The 21,679-nt window shown below is 31.1% G+C and carries 21 protein-coding genes; 1 reads left to right on the forward strand and 20 read right to left on the reverse strand.

The genetic code is table 11. The features are described 5' to 3' along the window. Window positions 1-205: 205 nt before the first annotated feature. The 14 genes from B3B03_RS07305 to B3B03_RS07370 all read right to left on the reverse strand — a co-directional run bounded on the left by B3B03_RS07305 (window position 206) and on the right by B3B03_RS07370 (window position 12,822). On the reverse strand, window positions 206-1,036 hold the full coding sequence (locus B3B03_RS07305) for a phosphoenolpyruvate hydrolase family protein (RefSeq protein ID WP_346876877.1): 831 nt from the start codon (window positions 1,034-1,036) through the stop codon (window positions 206-208). Window positions 1,037-1,074: 38 nt separating this feature from the next. Beyond that, window positions 1,075-2,283: a Tm-1-like ATP-binding domain-containing protein gene (locus tag B3B03_RS07310; RefSeq protein WP_346846675.1), complete on the reverse strand. Its 1,209-nt coding sequence runs from the start codon at window positions 2,281-2,283 to the stop codon at window positions 1,075-1,077. 157 nt (window positions 2,284-2,440) lie between these two features. Then, entirely contained in the window at window positions 2,441-3,634 is a 1,194-nt protein-coding gene (locus B3B03_RS07315) for a phosphoenolpyruvate hydrolase family protein (RefSeq protein WP_346846674.1), read from the reverse strand. Between the two features lie 153 nt (window positions 3,635-3,787). Continuing rightward, entirely contained in the window at window positions 3,788-4,897 is a 1,110-nt protein-coding gene (locus tag B3B03_RS07320) for a peptidase S41 (RefSeq protein WP_346876878.1), read from the reverse strand. 590 nt (window positions 4,898-5,487) lie between these two features. Beyond that, a complete protein-coding gene (locus B3B03_RS07325; protein ID WP_346876879.1) occupies window positions 5,488-6,507 on the reverse strand; it encodes a MerR family transcriptional regulator in 1,020 nt (339 codons plus the stop codon). A gap of 146 nt (window positions 6,508-6,653) precedes the next feature. Then, window positions 6,654-6,848 carry a hypothetical protein gene (locus tag B3B03_RS07330; protein WP_346846671.1) on the reverse strand — a complete coding sequence of 65 codons (195 nt, stop codon included), beginning with the start codon at window positions 6,846-6,848 and terminating at the stop codon, window positions 6,654-6,656. A gap of 55 nt (window positions 6,849-6,903) precedes the next feature. Then, on the reverse strand, window positions 6,904-7,674 hold the full coding sequence (locus B3B03_RS07335) for an ABC transporter permease (protein ID WP_346876880.1): 771 nt from the start codon (window positions 7,672-7,674) through the stop codon (window positions 6,904-6,906). After that, window positions 7,668-8,369, reverse strand: coding sequence for an ABC transporter ATP-binding protein (locus tag B3B03_RS07340; RefSeq protein ID WP_035135480.1), 702 nt, complete (start codon window positions 8,367-8,369; stop codon window positions 7,668-7,670). The genes B3B03_RS07335 and B3B03_RS07340 overlap by 7 nt, the downstream gene beginning before the upstream one ends. After that, the gene (locus tag B3B03_RS07345; protein ID WP_035135482.1) at window positions 8,369-8,737 is read right to left on the reverse strand and encodes a GntR family transcriptional regulator; all 369 of its coding nucleotides are present in this window, start codon (window positions 8,735-8,737) and stop codon (window positions 8,369-8,371) included. The genes B3B03_RS07340 and B3B03_RS07345 overlap by 1 nt, the downstream gene beginning before the upstream one ends. Before the next feature lie 166 nt (window positions 8,738-8,903). Further along, window positions 8,904-9,449 carry a cyclase family protein gene (locus tag B3B03_RS07350; protein WP_346846668.1) on the reverse strand — a complete coding sequence of 182 codons (546 nt, stop codon included), beginning with the start codon at window positions 9,447-9,449 and terminating at the stop codon, window positions 8,904-8,906. A 1-nt stretch (window position 9,450) separates the two neighbouring features. Then, window positions 9,451-9,921 carry a MarR family transcriptional regulator gene (locus B3B03_RS07355; RefSeq protein WP_346877184.1) on the reverse strand — a complete coding sequence of 157 codons (471 nt, stop codon included), beginning with the start codon at window positions 9,919-9,921 and terminating at the stop codon, window positions 9,451-9,453. Between the two features lie 281 nt (window positions 9,922-10,202). Further along, window positions 10,203-11,033 carry an endonuclease VIII gene (locus tag B3B03_RS07360; RefSeq protein WP_346876881.1) on the reverse strand — a complete coding sequence of 277 codons (831 nt, stop codon included), beginning with the start codon at window positions 11,031-11,033 and terminating at the stop codon, window positions 10,203-10,205. A 151-nt stretch (window positions 11,034-11,184) separates the two neighbouring features. Beyond that, window positions 11,185-12,207 carry a recombinase RecA gene (recA, locus tag B3B03_RS07365; RefSeq protein WP_346846666.1) on the reverse strand — a complete coding sequence of 341 codons (1,023 nt, stop codon included), beginning with the start codon at window positions 12,205-12,207 and terminating at the stop codon, window positions 11,185-11,187. Between the two features lie 111 nt (window positions 12,208-12,318). Further along, the gene (locus tag B3B03_RS07370) at window positions 12,319-12,822 is read right to left on the reverse strand and encodes a CarD family transcriptional regulator (protein ID WP_346876882.1); all 504 of its coding nucleotides are present in this window, start codon (window positions 12,820-12,822) and stop codon (window positions 12,319-12,321) included. A 154-nt stretch (window positions 12,823-12,976) separates the two neighbouring features. On the opposite strand from B3B03_RS07370, the gene B3B03_RS07375 reads away from it, so the two are divergent. Next, complete coding sequence (locus B3B03_RS07375) at window positions 12,977-13,405, forward strand: MarR family winged helix-turn-helix transcriptional regulator (RefSeq protein ID WP_346846664.1); 429 nt, start codon at window positions 12,977-12,979, stop codon at window positions 13,403-13,405. 97 nt (window positions 13,406-13,502) lie between these two features. Here B3B03_RS07375 and B3B03_RS07380 read toward each other — a convergent pair whose 3' ends face one another. From B3B03_RS07380 to B3B03_RS07405, 6 genes are all read right to left on the reverse strand, one after another. Continuing rightward, window positions 13,503-13,856, reverse strand: coding sequence for a hypothetical protein (locus B3B03_RS07380; protein ID WP_346876883.1), 354 nt, complete (start codon window positions 13,854-13,856; stop codon window positions 13,503-13,505). A 282-nt stretch (window positions 13,857-14,138) separates the two neighbouring features. Next, window positions 14,139-14,729, reverse strand: coding sequence for an HDIG domain-containing metalloprotein (locus B3B03_RS07385; RefSeq protein ID WP_346877185.1), 591 nt, complete (start codon window positions 14,727-14,729; stop codon window positions 14,139-14,141). Between the two features lie 82 nt (window positions 14,730-14,811). Next, window positions 14,812-16,584, reverse strand: a complete 1,773-nt coding sequence (locus B3B03_RS07390) for a GH3 auxin-responsive promoter family protein (RefSeq protein WP_346876884.1) — start codon at window positions 16,582-16,584, stop codon at window positions 14,812-14,814. 28 nt (window positions 16,585-16,612) lie between these two features. Beyond that, window positions 16,613-18,370: an arginine--tRNA ligase gene (gene argS / locus B3B03_RS07395; RefSeq protein WP_346876885.1), complete on the reverse strand. Its 1,758-nt coding sequence runs from the start codon at window positions 18,368-18,370 to the stop codon at window positions 16,613-16,615. 178 nt (window positions 18,371-18,548) lie between these two features. Next, on the reverse strand, window positions 18,549-18,890 hold the full coding sequence (locus B3B03_RS07400; protein ID WP_150843686.1) for a hydrogenase/urease maturation nickel metallochaperone HypA: 342 nt from the start codon (window positions 18,888-18,890) through the stop codon (window positions 18,549-18,551). A gap of 94 nt (window positions 18,891-18,984) precedes the next feature. Continuing rightward, the gene (locus B3B03_RS07405) at window positions 18,985-21,675 is read right to left on the reverse strand and encodes an FAD-dependent oxidoreductase (RefSeq protein ID WP_346876886.1); all 2,691 of its coding nucleotides are present in this window, start codon (window positions 21,673-21,675) and stop codon (window positions 18,985-18,987) included. Between the last annotated feature and the right edge of the window lie 4 nt (window positions 21,676-21,679).

The following is a 21,679-nucleotide window of genomic DNA, read 5'->3' on the forward strand; positions in this document are numbered from 1 at the left end:
CACATTTTTGATTTTTACCAATATATAACATTTTAGCATACTTATTTGAGGTAAACAATACATTTTGTAGATCAAATTTACTATACACTTACTTTAAAATAATTTTACTAATATAAATAGAAGTTAACATCTCTCAGCAAAAAGTACCACCACCTATAAATAACTATTTAAGCCATTACAGGTGGTGGATGTGATGTTATATTTATTATTTACTTATTGCTTTAAACGCTTCTGTTTGTGATTTTATACCTTTTTCCGCTGCAAACCTTTCAATGCTTGAAGCACCAAAGAAACCGTCAATTCCTTCTGTTTTTTCTATTACATATGCAGCATCTTCTGGCTCCGCAATAGGTCCGCCATGACAGATTATCATAATATCAGGGTTAACTTCTCTTCCCGCTTTAATAATAGCTTCAATTCTCTCTACACAGTCATCAAGTGTAAGTGCTGTTTGTGCTCCTATTGTACCTTTTGTAGTCAATCCCATGTGTGCAACTAATATATCAGCACCAGCTTCTGCCATTGCTCTTGCTTGATCAGGGTCAAATACATAAGGAGTTGTAAGCATATCCAGTTCATGTGCTTTTCTTATCATTTCAACTTCTAAATCATAACCCATTCCAGTCTCTTCTAGGTTCTGTCTAAATACACCATCAATTAACCCTACTGTAGGGAAGTTTTGAACCCCTGCAAAACCTTGTGCTTTTAATTGCTTAAGAAAAATCTCCATTACTCTGAATGGGTCAGTTCCACAAACACCAGCAAGAACTGGAGTATTTTTTACAACCGGAAGTACTTCTGCTCCCATTTCAACTACAATCTGATTAGCATCTCCATAGGATAGTAATCCTGCGAGAGAACCTCTTCCTGCCATTCTGTATCTGCCTGAATTGTAAACTATAAGCATATCTGCTCCACCAGCTTCACTGAATTTAGCCGTAATACCTGTACCAGCTCCTACACCTAATAATGTTTGCCCATTTTTAACCTGTTCTTTGAACTTTGTCATAATTTCGTTTCTTGTCATTGTATTCATCAATAAAGCCTCCTTCTATTATTTAAATTTATTATTCACTATTTTTTCATCATATCTATTAATTTTTGTGCTGCTGCTTCTGCAAACTCTACTTCGTTAATAGCGCAATTCATTTCTACTACTTCTACAACATTTCTGTTTACACCATTTTTTAATATATTAAATAATACTTCATCCTCTTCTGGACCGTAAAAAGGCTGACCTTCTACATCAATAGCAGATACTCCTTTTAGAGGTATGAATAAAGCTGTTTTTCCTTTAGCTAGATTTAATTTTTCAACTAGTCTCATACCAATTGCTTCATTTTCCTCTTTGTTTGTTCTCATAAGCGTTACTGAAGGGTTATGTTTATATAAGTTACGTGTTATAAACTTCTCAGGAACTGTTTCATATGGTCCAAAATTACACATATCAATGGCACCTACTGATACAACCTGTGGTATTTGATTTTTGCCTGCTGCCTCTAAACGATGAGGTCCTGCATTTAAAACACCACCGATAACTTCATCTGCCCATTCTGTGGTAGTAAGGTCTAATACGCCTTCAATAAAGCCTCCATGGATAAGTGCTTCCATTGAACGTCCACCTACACCTGTTGCATGAAATACAAGAACTTCATAACCTCTCTTTTCAAGGTATTCCCTTGCAGCTGTTATACATGGAGTTGTTACGCCGAACATAGTTGCAGCAACTAATGGCTTTTTCTCTACGACTTTTGTATTTTCAAACTTAAGCATACCTGCAATTGCAAATACTGCATTTGTAAAGATCCTTGTTGAAATCGAGTTAAGACCTGCAACATCCACCACAGAAGGCATCATAATAATATCGCTGGTACCTACATAAGGTTCAGTATTGCCTGAAGCAACCGTTGAAACCATAACCTTTGGCACACCTATAGGCAGTGCCCTCATAGCTGGAGTTACCAATGAAGTTCCTCCAGTTCCACCAAAGGATATAATACCATCAAACTTACCCTGTTTATATAATTCAGGTAATAACTTCTCCATGCCTTTTGATAATACTTCTGTTGCTAATGCCCTATCTTTTTTGGAAACTAGAGTTTCTATGTCTGAGCCTGCTGCCTTTGCAACTTCATTGTTTGATACATCTGGTTCAAAAGCTGGCTCAAATACACCGGTATGAATGGTAAAAGTACATAAACCCAAACCTTCAATTAGTTCTTTTACGTATAAATATTCAGTGCCTTTAGTGTCAAATGTTCCTGCAATAGCGATTGTCTTCATTTCTTTAATCTCCCTACATAAATTTTCTTTTATCTAGTCTGTACAATATTAGATAAATGACTAAGATAATCGTCTTATAAAACGTATGATATTTATAAGTTAATCATACTTTTTTCATCTCTTTATGTAAACGTTGCTATGTACTATATTTTTGTGTTTATGTCATATTTCTAAATTTATATTGTTTTGGTGAACATCCCTTATACTTTTTAAACATTTTGCTAAACTGCACATAATCTTTATAACCAACTAATGATGCTAAGTCTGACAATTGGATATTCTCTTTGTTTATAATTTCTGCTGCTTTATTTACACGAAATTTAACTAGATACTCTGGAAAACTACAACCAACTTCTTTTTTAAATAAACTGCTTAAGTATCCTCTAGATATATGAGCTACTTTGGCTAAATCTAGAAATGAAATATCATTCATATAATTTTGGGCAACGTACTCTTTTACAAATTCAACATAATTATAGTGCTTTGTAATGCCATCTAACATTTTAATCATTAAATCATCTTCATCTAACTGAGTTGAAACTTTAAAAGCCTTTGTTATGTTTGTAATGAACTTCTCCGATGGAATTCTTTCAAATGTTGATCCCCCTATATATCCCATTAAGTCTTCAATATTACTATACATGTACTGAACATCAATTGGTGTTTTTACAGGTCCACCATATATTAATTTAATAACCTGTGGCTTTAACTCATTACATCTATTAAATATCTTTTCTGCTTTAACCTTTGCAGCTTCTAGTGAGAAGACTTTTTTTGCTCCCAACAATCCTCCTCCTGTTAGACCTAAATGTACGCAAATAACGTCAGCACCTGCAATAATCATCTGCTCTGCCTGTAATTCATTAAATACAAAGGCAACTGTAAACATGTCTTTTTCATTGGCTATTCTTATTGCTTCTACTTCAATTAAATAATTACATCCTTCTTCTTCAAGAGCTTCACCGAACTGACTGTCTATAAGTCCAACTGTAGGATAGTTATTAATACCTGAAAAGCCCATATCCTTTATTTTATCTATGTAACTTTCCATATTCTTTAGAGGGTCCGTTGCATTGAATCCAAATATAATAGGCATATCTTTTACCAATGGTATTATCTCTTTTGAAGCAAAGTCCATTACCATATCATTGCTATTACAAAATGGTAAATAACCTGCCAATGAACTTCTCCCCATTTGCCGAAATCTACCCGAATTTAACACTAAAATAAAATCAGCTCCCCCCTTTTCAGCATATTTTGCCGTCATTCCTGTACCTGTTGCTACACCAATAATATGATTTCCATTCTTTATTTGTATATTGATATTCTCTAATAACTTTTTTCTTTTCATACTTTCGAACCTCTTATTTTTTCATTAAACTCTTTATAAAGAAACAGCCCGGATAAATTTCAATGGTAAAGGCTTTTTTTCATTAACATTACTTCACTACGATAACTAAACACGCCCTCTTCATTTTTTAAATAGTATATCTTATTTATTCATTTATATCTCTCTCAAATTTATATAATCCTCAATTTTTTCATGTAAGGTCTTATCTGGATATAGAGACATGATACTATCATCATCTATCAATTTATAATATCGAGTTGAGTAGCTAACACTAAATTTACTATTTGGTAAAACAAATCTTAATATCTCCCCATAACAATTAGGTTTTCCTCCTGAAGGTTCACCCCAAATAACACAGTTTGTCTCAAATTTGAATTCATAAGCATTAAGTAATCCTGAGGAAAAAGTCTCTCTTCCTATTATTATTTTTAGCCTTTCCTTATTGTTAATTCTAGGATTATTCTTTATATAGCATAATAACGATCCTAATAATCTAGAATCACCACCAAGATTATTTCTTAAATCTATAGTGATTTTATCAATAGAATTTTTCTCTATATAGTCTATAATCTCTGTTATTTTTGTGCTAATTGTTTTATTTCCGTCTTCCCTGCAATAATTATACTTTATGTAAAGTTCCTCTTTATCTTCTAAATATTCATACCACAAATTTTCATTAGGTCTTCTTGCATATAAAGGTAATTGACTATCTAAGTATTTTAATTCATTAATATTAACTGTTTTAACTTTAACTGTATTGTGTTCTGTTGTTATTTTTATATTATCCACAGAATCTGATATCAATAATCCATATAAAACTTCTGCAACCTGCATATACTTCATACTCTGAGCCTTAAAAAAATATTCATTTTCAAAAGATATGATTTCTGAAAGTTCATGAAGAATTTTATCCATGCTAACATCCTCAATTGCTATAACTTTCTTAAATAATAAGTTCTTATAAGCTTCACTAGTTCTTATAATATAAATCCCATCCTCAAACCAATAAAACATAATAGGCAAATACTTATTAGCAGGAAATGCAACTGATGTATGGGCATCTCCAATCGAGGCAATCACCCTTGAAATCTCTACCTTCATCTCTTCATAATCAAAGTCACCTATCATTGACTTTAATTTATCTATCCTACTATCAAACTCTTCCCTACTTATATTAAAAAATAAATTTTTATGCTTTTCTATGAGATTTTCCCTCAAAAACTCAATATCTTCTACCCATTTTTCTTCCCATTGACTTTTCATAATATCACGCTCACCTCTTTATTTATGTCCCCTTAGTAAATAATTTCTAAATTAATCATGTTACTAAGACTTTAACATAAAATCTAATGCTTAAACAATTATATTTTAAAATATGATTCCTATATTGAATCACATTTTTACTCCATTGTCACATCTTTTTATTTAGGTATACTTAATCTAACTTTCAAAATAGGAAAACCCCTGAAACCCGCATGGCTACAACAAATAGTTAAATAGTTAAATAGGTTCATATATTTATAGTTTAATAGTTATCTATATAAATAGCTTAATATATTCCTATGTATATATTTGAACTAGCTAAAAGTATAATTTTTTTCAGATGTAAAATTGGTTTTTAAAATGAATAGCTTCATTAGAATTTTAACTAAATGTTTTAACATAATATTGAATAGCGTAAAAAATCCACCGGTTAAACCGTTGGATTTTTATTAATTTGCTTAAAATTTGGATTTTAGATATAGTCTTAAACTACTTCTAATAAGAATACCGAATATTTATTTCTGCATGTACAGTAGTTAAAGAAATTATTTGATTTATAGCTGTTGCGTATTATAAGAACTTATTTATTATTACAGATTATCCACTTTATTTCTATTAGCAACCACAACTCCTACAAGTGGATGCAATCTGTGTACTTCAACAGTAAAATCAAAATTTAAAAAGCAATTTTTTAACTCTTCCACGCTGGATGGAAAATCTACTTCTGGTCCATATCCTACTAAGGAAAATTCATCCTTATAATCATTAGGATTTTCAAAAAACATTAAATCACCAATAATAATACTTTGCAAATTTTCTCCACCTATATTAATCATTTTTTCTATTGCTTTTTGCTTATATATTGTAGTTAGATGATGTAATGCATAATTAGAAATAATTTTTGTAATACATTTTTTTCGTAAATCTACACTTAATTCAGGCTCTTCAAATGTTCCTATATATAGTTCAATATTATGTGCTCTTTCATTTTCTATATTTTCTTTAGCTTGTTTAAGCATTCCATCACTAATATCTACACCAATTGCTAATTTTATTTTTCGTGATAGCTCAATAATTTGCTTTCCAGTTCCACACCCTAAATCAAGTACAATATCATTTATGTTAGGTTTAATCAATTCATTTATTAGTTCTGCAGTTTTAGACCTCCAGTGATAGCTGTCCGTAACATATTGTTTACTTGCGTCATTGAATCTTTGTTTTGCTCTTGTTTCCATATTCGTTATCTTGATAATATCAATAAGTTGTTGAACTTCCAAAAAACTATTATTTTGTATTTGCTTTTCGGCTTTATTTAGAGCAGTAATAACTGTCTCAATATGTTTCTTCTTTTCCTCTAATGCTCTTGTTTGAACACTTATTATATTCTCTATATTTTGATTCTTTTCATTTATAAGTTGTTTTATTTCTTCAAGTGGCAACCCAATAAACTTAAGAGTAATAATCTGTTGTAGCTTGATGAAATCTTCATCACAATAAATTCTATAACCAGCTTGCGTTTTTAAAGATGGCTGTAACAGCCCAATCTTATCATAATGAAGCAATGTTTTTACAGTTACCCCTGATCTTTTAGCAAACTCACCAATCTTCAAGATTCACACCCCTTTCAATATTATTTTAAATCCTAACCTTTGGTTAGAGTCAATACTGATTGTTATAATTTATTAGATACTACCAATACTCTTACTATTGTTCATTAGATTATAGTTCTGTATCATAGTTAAGCAGTTTTAAGAATTTATTCATTTTCATTCCTTTCATCTAAATAAACTGAAAGATATGCTCCTATTCTTCCATTTGGAGCACATTCATCCATAAGGCCGAATTCTGGATCGTAAAATTTTCCATTATAATAAACTACCCAATGACCATAATTAGGAAACCATACTAAAAGAACGCATAGATGCGGTAAATGAATTATTTGTATATACATAAAAATATGCGCCAGTTTAAGTTTATTACTAAAACTGACGCTTTAAATTTTTTTATTATTCTAGATTAAGTTTATTCTTCATAATGTAGTTAGTTATACAGAATAAAATTGTGAAGAAAATTAAACAAACTATAATTCCACAAAGTATTGCATAGTGTGCAGATAGATAAATAAAACTATCACTTGCAACTAATATAGTCATACCTATTCCTATTATTGATTGTTGAGCAATACTTAATATCATAAATCCAGCAAATCCTCCTAATAATTTTTTTGATTTAAACAACTGACCTATAGAAAGTGATGCATAAAGCATCATAATTTGATGAGTTAAAGATACAATTCCAAATATTGTAAATTCTATTATACCGAAAATATTTAATCCAATTTCAGAGTAAATATTTTTAAATTCTCTAATTGCTTCTTTTAATACCCCTGGTTCATAGGCCATTACAAATATAGATGTTGCAGCTATGAAACCACTTATTATAATCCATACCATAGATACTACTAATTTATTAACTATATTTTGAGAACTTTTTACTGGGATAGTATTCATTAAATATCCTTCATCACCAAATAGGTTTTTATAAAATCTTTGTACAGTTATAAAAAGTGTTCCCACAAAAACTGCCACCATAGTTACGAAATATCCTATCATTGTTATAATGGCAGGAATTCCACCTAAAAAATCCATATTTACCTCAGCCATATTAGTTCCAATAAATATCTTATTAATAATTGAAAATCCAAGCAAAGCTCCATAAAGAGGTAGCATTATTCTGCCTGTAGCCTTAAATTCATATTTTATTAATTTTCTTAGCATCTAAATACCTCCCTAAATAATTCATCTACTGTCTTTCCGCTACTTTCTCTTATTTCATCTACACTTTTTTGTAGCATTATTTCTCCATTTGATATAAAAACAACATCATCGAGAACTTTCTCTATATCTGCTATTAGATGAGTTGAAATTACTACAGTTGCATTTTCGTTATAATTGCTTATTATAGTATTTAAAATATAGTCCCTTGCTGCTGGGTCTACCCCTGCAATAGGCTCATCTAAAAAGTATAACTCTGCTTGCCTACTCATAACTAAAATAAGTTGAACCTTTTCTTTTGTTCCTTTTGATAAGGTCTTAAGCTTAACATTTGATTCAATATTTAACTTGCTTAGCATATCATAGGCTCTCTTTTCATCAAAATCCTCATAGAAGTCTTTGAAAAAATTTATAATATCAGATACCTTCATCCAATCATTAAGATAGGTTCTTTCAGGGAGGTAAGAAACTATTTTTTGAGTTTCTATGCCCTGAGGAAGTCCCGCTATCTTTACTTCTCCCGACGTTGGCTTTAACAACCCATTAGCTAGCTTTATTAAAGTCGTTTTACCACTACCATTAGGACCTAAAAGTCCAACTATTTTACCTTTTTCTAAAGTTAAATTAATACCTTTAAGTGCTTCTTTATTGTCATATTTTTTAACTAATTCCTTACACTGAAAAATTGGTTCACCCATTACTTCATCTCCTTTGCCATTTTCCCTAGAAATTCCATGATATCCTCATTACTAAGTCCTAAACTTTTCATACTCTTAAGAAAATTTACTGCTTGGTCTTTAGCTATATCCAGTTTAATCTCTTTTATCATATCTATATCCTCCGTGATAAATCTTCCACTAGTCCTTTGACTATAAACAAACCCTGACCGTTCTAACTCTGCTAAAGCCTTTTGTATAGTATTAGGATTAACTGATGCCTCTTCAGCAAGCTCTCTTACCGTTGGAAACTTTTGTCCTGGCTTGTATTCTCCTGAAATTATCTTTAGTTTAATCTGCTCAATTAATTGAATATATATAGGCCTTTGGTCCTTAAATTCCCATGCCATCTAATCACCTCTCTTGTATTATTGTGTTGTTGTACTAACATCTTAATACAATAATACAACTTGCAAATATTCTTGTCAATAGTTTTTTACATAAATATCAAAAATAAAATCCAGAGGAAGTTTAATCTTTCTCTGAATTTTAATCTTTACTTTATAATATATAAATTTATATAGTTTCAATCTCAACTTTTATTGCTGTAGCACCTTCTAGTTGAATCCATTTTAAATTCGCCTTGAATTCTGTAGTAACCTTATGTAAATTACATATATTTTCTATAACATAGGATCCTTTATTTTCAACATATTTATCTATTGCTACGTGATCTTTTCCATGTTGTATTCCACTTAGATCAATGCCTATTAATTTTACATTACAGTCTAATAATCTATCTATAAGCTCATTAGTTAAATATGGACTAGGCTTAGAATTAAAATACTCATCACTTCCATATCCATAGGTTTCTAAGTAACCCGTTCTAAATATTACAAAAGAACCTGCTTTAATTGATAAGTTTTCTAATATGTTAACGTCTATAATATCTATTTTCCTAGCATCTATTACCTTAACATCTATTTGTGGTGGTAATTCTATATTGGATAGATTGTAGCAATCTATATGAGTTCCTATATGTTGCCTTTGGTGTGTCGGCTGTGAGTCTCCCCACTTTAATATTTCTACCGGAATGTTAAAATCTGTTAAGTGTAAATTCATATTATATTTCTCCTTCTGTTTCTATTAGTTCGTCTAAATAACTATTAAATTTAATCAAGAAATTAGTTATAATTTTTTCTTCCTTCTTATCTACATTTTTAAAAAATATCCTATTTCTTGCTTCCCATTGCTTATGCTTTATTTCATGATATTTATATAACTCTTCACCTGACTCCGTTAATTTGAAATATATCTCCTTATCATTATTAGGATTTTTATATTTATCAATAAGATTACTATTAAGAAGCTTTTTAGTTATCTTACTAATAGCACCTCTTGTCATATTCATACTTTGGGATATTTTAGTAACATTAGGATTTTCTATTTTCCCTATTAAATCTATACAGTGTATTTCTGAAACCCCATAATTTTCATATTCACTACCCAAAGCCAACTTACCTAAAATCTCTTCCTTTTCATATATTTCTTTAAAACTTTTCATAATAATATTGATATTATCTACTTTAAACACCTCCATATTGTTTCCTTGTAAACAATACTATCATCTTTTTGTTTCCATGTCAACAATTTTGCACAAGTACTAATTTACTATTATAATTCCATTATTAATATAATTTAATAAAAGAAGCCATAAGCATAATTCTTCTTATAGCTTCTTTTAGGTCATTTTATATATTTTAGTAAAACCTCATCTAATTAAAAGCTCTACTCCTTATTAATTTTTATACTAGCCTTTATATACTTTTTCTATATCTAACTATAAAAGTACATTATTAATTTTATCATATTGAGTTAAAGTAACTGGCAATTCTCACAGTAATAAATGCTACCACCTAAATAATTTTCTTTTTTTATAATTTCACCACAAGAAACACAAGAAGAGCCTACACTATTTTTGCTCATCATAGTTTTATATCCACCATTGTTTCCATATAGATCCTTTTCTGTATCTCTTCCACCAAGTTCTGTCATTTTAGAAAGAACAGTTTTAATGGAAGTATATAAAACTTCCTTATTTTCATCCTTTAATGTATTAATTTTTCGTTTTGGATGAATTTTAGCCTGCCATAATATATCTTGTAGCACTCCATTTCCAAGGCCAGGTATTCGCTGCTCTGTAGCAAGAAATGCTTTTATACTTAGCTTCTGTAAATCCTGTGAGGATATCAGTTTATCAAAATAAGTTTCATTAAATTCATAAGAAAGTGGAGATGGTTTTTCCTTTGTAACCTGATAATAATTATTGGGAAACCCTTCTTTGGTATTAAAACACCATATTCCTCCATACATCTGAATTGATGCACTAACTTCAGATGAATCATTAAACTCTAACAGAAGTTGATGTTTGACCGGACGTTTTTCACCACTGCGCCTATATCTAAATCCTACCCCATCACCAATTAATATTGATGTATTATCAGCACTAATTTCAACCATACCTCCGTAGGCAGTTGCCATATTAATAGTCTTTCCTACAAGTATTTCATGGTATTTTTGTGGATCTCCATGATACCACGCAAACTTATGTGGATTATGAGCAGCAACAACATTCACAATCTTCTTTCCCCTAATTGTATTGTTAATCTGCCCTGCAAGTGTTAAAGCTTCCGGTATCTCAATCATTGTTATCCCTCCAATTATTTAAGACATAGTTTATCTAAATTTAGCTTTTCCAATTATTATTTATTATTCCATTATATACTTATCGTAAAGAAAATAAAAGAAAGAGAATCTCCATAATATGATGATTCCCTTTCTTTTATATTTAAAACATTTATTCATTTTCCTTAGTCTGTTTTACTAATTTAAGATTATATTTTTCTCTTATTATATTTTCTATTTCAAGAGCTATTTCAGGATTTTCTTTTAGATATAACTTAGAATTTTCTCTTCCTTGACCAAGTCTAGCATCTTTATAAGAAAACCAAGCTCCACTTTTTTCAACTATATCTTCCTTAACTGCTATATCAATAAGTGCACCTTCCTTTGAAATTCCTTCGTTGTACATTATATCGAATTCAGCTAGCTTAAAAGGCGGAGCAACCTTATTTTTGGTTACTTTTATCCTTGTTCTACTTCCAAGAATATCTTCCCCTACTTTTATAATATCTATTTTCCTTATATCAAGCCTAACTGATGAATAAAACTTCAGCGCTCTTCCACCTGTTGTTGTTTCAGGATTACCAAACATAATACCTATTTTTTCTCTTAGTTGGTTTATAAATATAACAACACATTTAGATTTATTAATTGATCCAGTTAGTTTTCTTAAGGCTTGTGACATTAACCTTGCCTGCAATCCTATATGAGAATCCCCCATGTCACCTTCTATTTCAGCTCTTGGAACAAGGGCAGCAACAGAGTCAACCACAAGGACATCTAAAGCATTTGATCTTACAAGCGCTTCAGCTATTTCCAGGCCTTGTTCTCCAGTATCAGGTTGAGAAATAATCAGATCATCAGTATTAACACCAAGTTTTTTTGCATAGGATGGATCCAAAGCATGTTCAGCATCGATATACGCCGCTGCACCACCACTTTTTTGAGCTTCTGCCACTATATGTAGTGCTACTGTTGTTTTACCAGAAGATTCTGGTCCATATATCTCCACTATTCTACCCTTTGGAACTCCTCCAACGCCAAGGGCTATATCTAAAGCAAGACATCCTGTTGGGATAGCTTCTATATCCATTGTTGAGGTTCCTCCAAGCTTCATTACGGAACCTTTTCCAAATTGTTTTTCTATATGGTTCATAACTGTTTCTATGGCCATACTTCTATCATTACTTATATTCATTTTTATCAACTACCCTTTCAAAAGCCCTTATAGCTTAAATTATGTCTCACTTTTTTAACTTCTACTGAGTAAAACAGCCCTCTTTAACATACACTTCTATTATGAGCATATTTAGTAGTCATTTTCATTAATTAATCTAGCAACTTTTCTATTTATTACTTCAAAAGTTGTGTTTAATTTGAATGCCAATTCTGTAAACAATATACTTTGAACATTAGATAAAAGTTTGATATCTTGCTGATGAAATTTCCTTCCTTCTGCTTCAATTTTAAGCTTTTTTCTCATTAAAGTACTTATTACCTTAGAGATTTCTTTACGATCTCCATTCTTTACAACCTTAGAATATACTTGATTTCTTTCAGTACTAGCTTCTATCCACTCTACACCTGGCTCCCTAAAGGATTCTAAAAGTTCTTCTGCCTCTTCTTTGTTTACAAGCTGTAACATGGCTACCTTATCACTCTCAACTGGGACACTTATACTTAATGAACTATCGTCCACTGGGTGCAATTTATAGTAATTTCTTTTTTTACCCCCTATTATTTGTTCAAATATGTCATCTACACGGCAAATTCCATGGGCCGAATAAATTATTAATTCTCCAATATTAAACATTTCAATTTCTCCCTTGTTGTACTTTGTCAACTAAGTTGACTAATTTCATTGTACATTAAATTAAACAAATTGTCAATTAAATTGACAATTCTTAATGAATTATGTATATTATTTGTATATTATTTTAGCAAAGATAACGATTGGAGTGAAGCCATTGAATTCTGAATTACAAAACTTACATTTAATTGATTTAATAAGTGAGCGTCACGTTCTACTTCGTAGAATATGTGAAAAATCATGGAATGATAGTAGTGATATACATATTTCAAACTCTGAATGGTATATCATGGCAAGAATATATAATAAAAAACCAACTCTATCTTACGTTACAAAACATGTTGATATCTCTAGACAGGCAACTCATAAATTTGTAAAAAATCTTGAAGCAAAGGGCTTAATTGAAATTACAAATTCAACAAACAATAATAGGGATAAATGTTTGCAGTTGACTCCCTTAGGTGAAGAATGTTATGAGATAAATTTATCTCAAAAGGCAGCCATAGAGCAAACACTATGTGAGAAAATTGGAACTGATAAGGTAGAAATACTTAAAGATATGTTAAAATTAGAATGGGACATATAGCTAATAAAATAGCCTTATGCCTCTGCTAATGTGTTTTTATTATATCTTTAGAATCATAAAGCTATGCAATGACTCTATATTTATCAAAAACTACTGATTATCTTGCATCTTTTGCTTTTGCAAGTTTTGCTGCTGCTCTCTTTTCTGCAAGTAATATTTTTTTCTCTTCCTTTGCAGCTTTTTCAAGTATTTCTTTTTCCTGTTTTTCTTCATTTCTTTTCTCTTCTAGTTCAGCTTTTGACTGCTCTTGCTTTATATACAATTTTTCTAATATACTATTCTGAACTTCCTCATTTGCTGCTTCTAGAAACATTTTAAATGCTTCTGGATATGCGAAGGCTTTTACTCCAAGGTCATCTTGAAATTGCACTAATATCTTATCGCCCTCTACCTCTGTTATAACTCCTGATCCGAATTTAATATGATTAACTTGCTCATTTTTTATATTCATTCTTGACCGTCTCCTCTCTAATTTCAAACTAGTGTTTTAATAATTTTTACTTTCAGCCATTCTTCTTTCATGATATTTTTTCTTTTAAAATATCATTACCTATGGCATAAACCAACGACTCATATCTTTGTAAGAAACCTTATTATAAAAAAACTCAAAACCACCTTCAGATGGTCTTGAGTTTTCATACACACTGACAATATAATAATATCATTTTTACTTTTACTTGTCAAATTTACTTACCCATATGGTTACATAAGTATAAAAATTATCCAATATAATCTACCAATTGTTATATAATTCCATTTCCTTATTAATGAAATCCTCACAAGAACGCATAGCTAGAATTGTTTCTTCAAATAATTTATCTAATTCCCAGTCAAGGATTTCTGCTCCTTGTCTAATTACATCCCTTGAACATCCAGCAGCAAATTTCTTATCTTTGAACTTTTTCTTAAGACTTGAAAGTTCCATATCCATAACACTCCTAGATGGACGCATTCTTGCAGCTGCACCAATCAAACCAGTAAGTTCATCTACCGCAAATAATATTTTTTCCATCTCATGTTCTGGTTTCGGTTGTTCTTCTGCACAAAGTCCATATCCATGGCTAGCTACTGCTCTTATTAATCTTTCATCAAGACCACGTTGTCTCATTATTTCTTGAGTTTTGCTACAATGTTGTTCTGGATACATTTCAAAATCTAAATCATGAAGCAATCCAACTCTAGACCAAAACTCTGCTTCATCTTCATATCCAAGTTTCTTTGCAAAGTAATTCATAACACCTTCTACTGTTAATGCATGCTGAATATGAAATCCTTCTTTATTGTATTCGGTAAGTAGTTCCAACGCTTCCTCTCTTGTTATCATCATAATATCCTCCTATAAAAACTTTATTAATAATATTATATTTTAAGAATATTACAAATACAAATAATATTAAAGAAGTATATCATATCTTATTTCTATTAATAATATTTAATATACTCCTATTATTAGAAATAACCCTTGGAATTTTAATTTGATTTTTTGATATTCCCTTCTTATATAAAGATTCCTTAATTGTATTGAAGGTATTTGGTTGTAAAAGTATTACCTTTACCATAGATAAATTCTTGTTATTTCTAGCTCTATCATAGGCTAAGTTAGAACTTCTAATCTCCTTATCCAAAGTTTCCGCTAATAATTTAATCTTATAATTAGATATACTATTTTTAAATTCAAAGTAAAACGTGTATCTTCCAGGTGTAATTGAGTTATCAGGCATTGTAGTATAGTCTACTAAGTTTAAATTTAATTTTTCTATTGTACTTTTTATAGAATTAGTTAAATGTTCTTCATTAGTTTTTTCAGATACCATATTCAACACTTGATTTTTCCTATATAAAAACTCCACTTCAGGACAATTATTATAAAATCCCACTACCTGAATAACATCACCCATTCTGTATCTATAAAGGCCTGCATAATTAGTAATAACTATTTCATACTTTGTCCCTATTTCTAGCTCTTCTAAACAAAGGGTGTTCTGACTATCTTCTTTTCCTTCCTTTTGTGGAATAAATTCATAAAATGCAGTGTCAGGGATAATTACATATCTTATCTTATTTGCATAAGGATTAATTCCAATCATAGCCTCAGTAGCTGCATAGGCTGGTGAATAAATTGGCAATGAATCAGTATAATAATTTACTTTATCATCATATATAGAAAAGTTTGCTCCAGTTACTGTGGCAATATATGATAAATTAGGCCATACTCTCCTACTTATACCCTTTAATCCTTTTCCAAATTCATACTCTAATTTATCAGCTCTACTAGCATCAGGATAAAGAAGTGAATTTAACTTTTTTCTAGTGTTTTCATCAATATTCAAAGTATTTCTTATACATCCTCTCCTTATATCTCTAACTAAATCCTGATGTTTACTTTCTAATATCCTAAATAAATCCAATATATTAGATATAAAAACTCCACTAATATATAAAAGATTAGTTTCTTTTAATGCAAATAGCAGATGAAGATAAAGGGAGGATTCCTTATCTTTTATTTTCATGACTTCTATTGGTGAAGTATATAAGTATGGTAATATAAATCTTATACCATTCATCCCTCCAGAAGTGGCAGAACATATTGGTACTCCTCCTTGGGTATAAGTTGTCATTACTATATCAGCTATCATTAAGCCTCTTCCATAATTCCAATTTTCTCTAAAGTTATCATAAGAAAACTTATTGGTAAGTAATGCCATATATTTTGAAGCAAGTTTTCTACTTGTTTTAGTAGATGGAATTAACTTTTGCTTTCCTGTGGTTCCTGATGTATGACCAAAGTATTCTACACCTTCACTTATTAAAATATTCTTTTCACCATTTGACATTCGTCTTATATAATTTTCGTAATAATCATATTGGGTTAATGGAACATGTTTTTTAAAATCATCTATGGAGTTGATATCTCGAAAATTAAACTTAATTCCGATTTCACTTTTGCAATTTTCTCTTAATATTTTCAATAACACTTCTGCATTGACTTTTTTGCAATTACTAGTTTCTTTATCAAACTTCTTTTTAACTAATCCCCCACCTTCAATGGCGATTTTGTACAAGACTTTGCTTATAAAGCTCGTAATAACACACTTCCTAAGTATTTGTATATATCTAATGTATGAAAAAATATAAAATGATGTTACACCTTGATGGCGGCGAATTGCTTTAAATCCCATCCATGACTAAAAAAAGGACTGCAGTATATTACATTTTTTCAACACTTTCCATGCCTAATAAATCTAAGCATTGTTCTAATAAATCTTTAACTAAAGTAATAAGAACTAACCAAGAATTTTTTTTATTTTCATCTTCTTCATATAATATTCTTGTATCATTATAGAATTTATTAAAGTTATTTGATAATTCATAAACGTATTCACATATCTTATGTGGTGCACGTTCTCTAAAGCTCAGCTCAATTACTTCATTAAATTTAATTAATTGTAACATTAGGTTTCTTTCTGTATCACTTTGTGGTTCTAATACATTTTCCGTTAACTCAGATGTGTTAGCTTTATTTAAAATAGATTTAATTCTTACTATTGTATATAAAATATATGGTCCTGTATTTCCCTCAAAGGAAGCAAATCTATCTATATCAAATATATAATCCTTTGAAGCTTGATTTGATAAATCACCATATTTTAAAGCTGCTAAACCTACCTTTGATGAGATTTCTTCAACATCTCCTGCTGATATATTTTTATTACCTTTAAGCTTTTCTTTACCCGCTTCTTTAATTAAATTTATTAAATCTGCAAGCCTCATTACTCCACCTTCACGAGTTTTAAATGGTTTTCCATCTTTTCCATTCATTGTTCCAAAGCCTATAAAATCTAATTCTACATTCTCACCTGCAATTCCAGATTTTTTAGCTGCTCTAAAGAATTGCTCATAGTGAAGTCCTTGTCTTTTATCAGCTAAGTATATTATTTCATCAGCCTCATAGTTTCTAACTCTCTCTACAACTGTAGCCAAATCAGTTGTTCCATATAGTGATGCTCCATCTGATTTCAATAATAGTAATGGTGGAAGTACACTCTTATCCTCTTCCTTACTTACATCAATAACTAAGGCCCCTTCACTTTCATAGCAATATCCATTATCCTTTAAATATTTTATCATATCCGGAATAAACTTTTGTGCATCGCTTTCACCATTCCATAATTCAAAGTCAACATTTAATGCACCATAATTTTTCTTTAAATCATTAACAGAAACATTTAATATGTGTTTCCATAATGCTAGATATCCTTTTCTACCTTGTTGAAGCTCAACGGTAGCTTGTTTTGCTGCATTCATAACTTTTTCATCATTTTTAGCAAGGCTACTAGCATAAGGATATATTTCTTCTAATTCATCTATTGTGAATGGAGCTTCTTTTGGATACTCTCCAGTAAAACCTTCATTAAAATAAGGTAATTTTGGATTACGTCTTTCAACTTCAGAGATAACCATACCCATTTGAAGACCCCAATCACCTAAGTGAACATCTCCAATTACATCATGACCTATAAACTTAGCAATTCTTTTTATACTTTCTCCAATTATTGCTGATCTTAAATGACCTATATGTAAGGGCTTTGCAACATTTGCTCCACCATAATCTACAAATATTTTTTTAACTTTTGTAGCAGATGAAGTTCCAAACTTTTCATCATTATTCATCTTATTTACATAGTCAATTATTAATTTATCATTAACCGTTATATTAATAAACCCAGGTCCTGCAATTTCTAATTTAGAGAAAAACTTATTTTCTTTCAATTTTTCAATAACTTCTTGCGCTATGACACTTGGTGCCTTTTTGTATTTCTTAGCATTAGCTAAAGCACCATTGCATTGATACTGACATAAATCTGGTCTATTAGATACAGTTACCTTTCCTGATTCTTTATCATATCCTAGCTCTTCAAAAGTACTTTTTACTACATCACTTATTTCATCAATAAATATCTTCACACTATACCTCCTATTTTCTTACTAAATATAAATCTATGGTGTCATAAACATTTAAAACATTGCCATTTATAATAAATGCTAGTATCCTCATTAAATGTTAATCGCTTGTCCATATTATGCCCCTAGTAAAATATCTTATACGTATTTCTATCTCATCTCTTATCTTTTAAGTCTTACCTTAACAAGCAACTATTTCCTTTATCATAAACTCTTTTCCACATAATAGCTCCCATTCTTCACTTGTACAGCTTGGACACTTACTACTATTCTCAATGATATTAAAAACTTTTCTACATTTTCTACAGATTGCATTACCTGGTAATATTTCAATCTTTAATTTTGTGTCCTGTAATCTTGTACCATCTACTGCTACTGGATAACAAGATTCAATATATTTAGGAATCATTGAAGAAAGTTCTCCAATTTGTAAAACTATTGTATCTATTTTCTTTAATCCATTCTTTTCTGCGAAATTTTCAACAGTTTTAACCACTTCAATTACTACACCTAATTCATGCATTAAAATCACCCTTCTAATCTAGGTAAAAAGGTGGAGGCAACTATATGTTCCCTCACCTTTTCTCCTGTAATATGTCAATTATTTCGTTTTATTTTTAAGAATCTTTTGTGAATAACTTTTTAATCTTTCTAGCTGTGATTACACCTTTACGCTTAATTATATTTTTAACAATTATAGGTTTAAGCTTTTCAAGTGGTACACTTTGTGCATCATATTTTCTAAAAAGTGTAATAGCATCAAACTTACATCTAGTAGTACATGCACCACAGCCTATACATTGATATTCATCTGTAATTGTAGCACCACAGCCAAGGCAACGTTCTGTTTCCTTCATCACTAGCTCTTCAGTAAATGTAGGGCGTAAATCCTTAAAAGTTTCTTTTGATCTCGTTCCATCTACATGGTCTACTTTCTGCCTTGGTATGCGGTCATATCCTTGTAATGTTAAGTTTTCTTTATCAAGTGCAGAGTACTGTCTTCTATCTCTTCCAAGAACTAAGCTCTGTCCAGGTTGAACATAGCGATGAATTGAAATTGCACCTTCTTTACCCAAAGTAATGGCATCAATAGCAAACTTAGGACCTGTTAATACATCCCCACCAGCAAATACATCTGGCTCCCCTGTCTGTAGAGTGAAGGAATCTGCTTTCACTGTTTTGTTTGGATTCAATTCTATTTTGCTGTCTTCTAGTAATCTACCCCAATCCATTCCTTGACCTACTGAAATTAGAACATGATTTGCCTTCACAATCTTAGTGATCTCTTCATCAAATATAGGACTAAATTTCCCATTATCATCAAAAACTGAAAGACACTTTTTAAATTCTATGCCTATAACTTTCCCATTTTCTTCAAGGATTCGCTTTGGACCCCAAGAATTGTTAACTTCAATGCTTTCTGATAATGCTTCTTCAATTTCTTCTTCAAGGGCTGGCATTTCCTCTCGACTTTCAAGACAGAACATGTTAACCTTTGAAGCTCCAACTCTTGTAGCTGTTCTTGCAACATCAATAGCAACGTTACCGCCACCAATTACAACCACGTCTCCTTCAAGGTTTACCTCATTACCCAAGTTTACATTACGCAAGAAATCAACCCCTGTAATAACCCCTTCTGAATCTTCACCCTGGATACCAAGGTTTCTGCCTAACTGGGCACCGATTGCAATATAGAATGCTTCATATCCTTGACCTCTTAAGTATTTAAGACTTATGTCTTTACCTACTTCAATACCAGTTTTAAATTCTACTCCTAGTTCTCTTAAAATATCTATTTCTGCAGTTATAACTTCTTTTTCTAATCTATAAGAAGGAATACCAAGGGTAAGCATACCACCAAGTACCTTTTGCTTTTCAAATACCGTTACCTTATAACCATCAAGAGCTAAATAAAAAGCACAAGAGAGACCTGAAGGACCAGCACCTATAACTGCAATTTTATTACCGTATTCATGTCTTAATTTTGGTACATAACGAGTATCCATTTTTAAATCTTGTTCAGCAATGAATTTTTTGATTTCATCTATAGCGACTGGTTCATCAATATCGCCTCTAGTACAAGCAGATTCGCATTTTCTTGGACAAATACGTCCGCATACTGCTGGAAATGGATTTTCATTCTTAATAAGTTCAAGCGCTTCTTTATATCTTCCTTGAGATGCTAGCTTAACATAGCCTTGAACAGAAATATGTGCTGGACATTGTGTTTTACAAGGACTTGTACCTGTATCAACAACATTTTTCTTGTTGATACGATGATCTACATTCCATTTATCTGGACCCCACTCTGTATTGTGGGCAAAGTCAACTCTCTTCTTCTCAATAATTGGTGTTTTAGCACATAATTTTTGACCTAATTTCAATGCATTAACTGGACAAACTTGAACACACTCTCCACAACCAACACATTTGTCTTTATCAACTCTTGATACATAATTTGAACGCACCATATCATTATTTAAGAACATTCCTGCAATTCTCGTAGCGTAACATGAACAGCCGCAACAGTTACAAATGGCATGAGTTTTTCCTGGACCATCTGCATTTGGCATTTGGTGCATTAAACCATTTTCTTCGGCTCTTTTAATGATTTCAAAAGCTTCTTCGCGGGTAATTGCTCTACCTCTTCCTGTTCGGATATAGTATTCAGCAGCATGACCAAGCTGAATACACATATCTTCCTTCAAGTGGCCGCAACCTTCTCCCATAGCTTCTCTTGATGTACGACAAGAACAATCCGAAACGGAGAAAACAGTATTTTCATTGAGATATTTAGAAACTTCCTCATAGGATGCTCTTTTTGTTTCACCTTGAATTGATGTTTCTATAGGAATAACACGCATAGGACCTGTTCCAACTGGAAAAATGCCTGCTGTTATAGGTGCTTTTTTTCTTCCATAGGCCTCAAAAGCTTCGGCAATTTGCTTATAATTCTCAACACTTTCCTTATACGGGTGGTTAACTATCATTTCCATGTGTCCTGGAACCCAAATCTCAAACCAATACTTATCAATGCCATCTTCTTTACCAACGAAGCAAACACCAGCAAGGGCTAGTTCCCATAGAATTCTCTTTGTTTCCTCTAAAGATTTTCCACATAAATCAGCAACTTCTTCTGCGCTCTTTGGTTTACGGAATTCAACGCAAAGTCCTACTTCTGCCATTTCTTCTGTAACAACTGGTTCCAAAATTTTATATTCTGGATCTTTAGGCTTTATTTCATTTTTCGAACCAGGTTTTATCTTACTTATATGATTGGCAAGTTCTAATACTTTTACTTTTACCATACCC

Source organism: Clostridium sp. UBA5712, assembly GCF_002419845.1.
Lineage (GTDB): Bacteria > Bacillota > Clostridia > Clostridiales > Clostridiaceae > Clostridium_J > Clostridium_J sulfidigenes.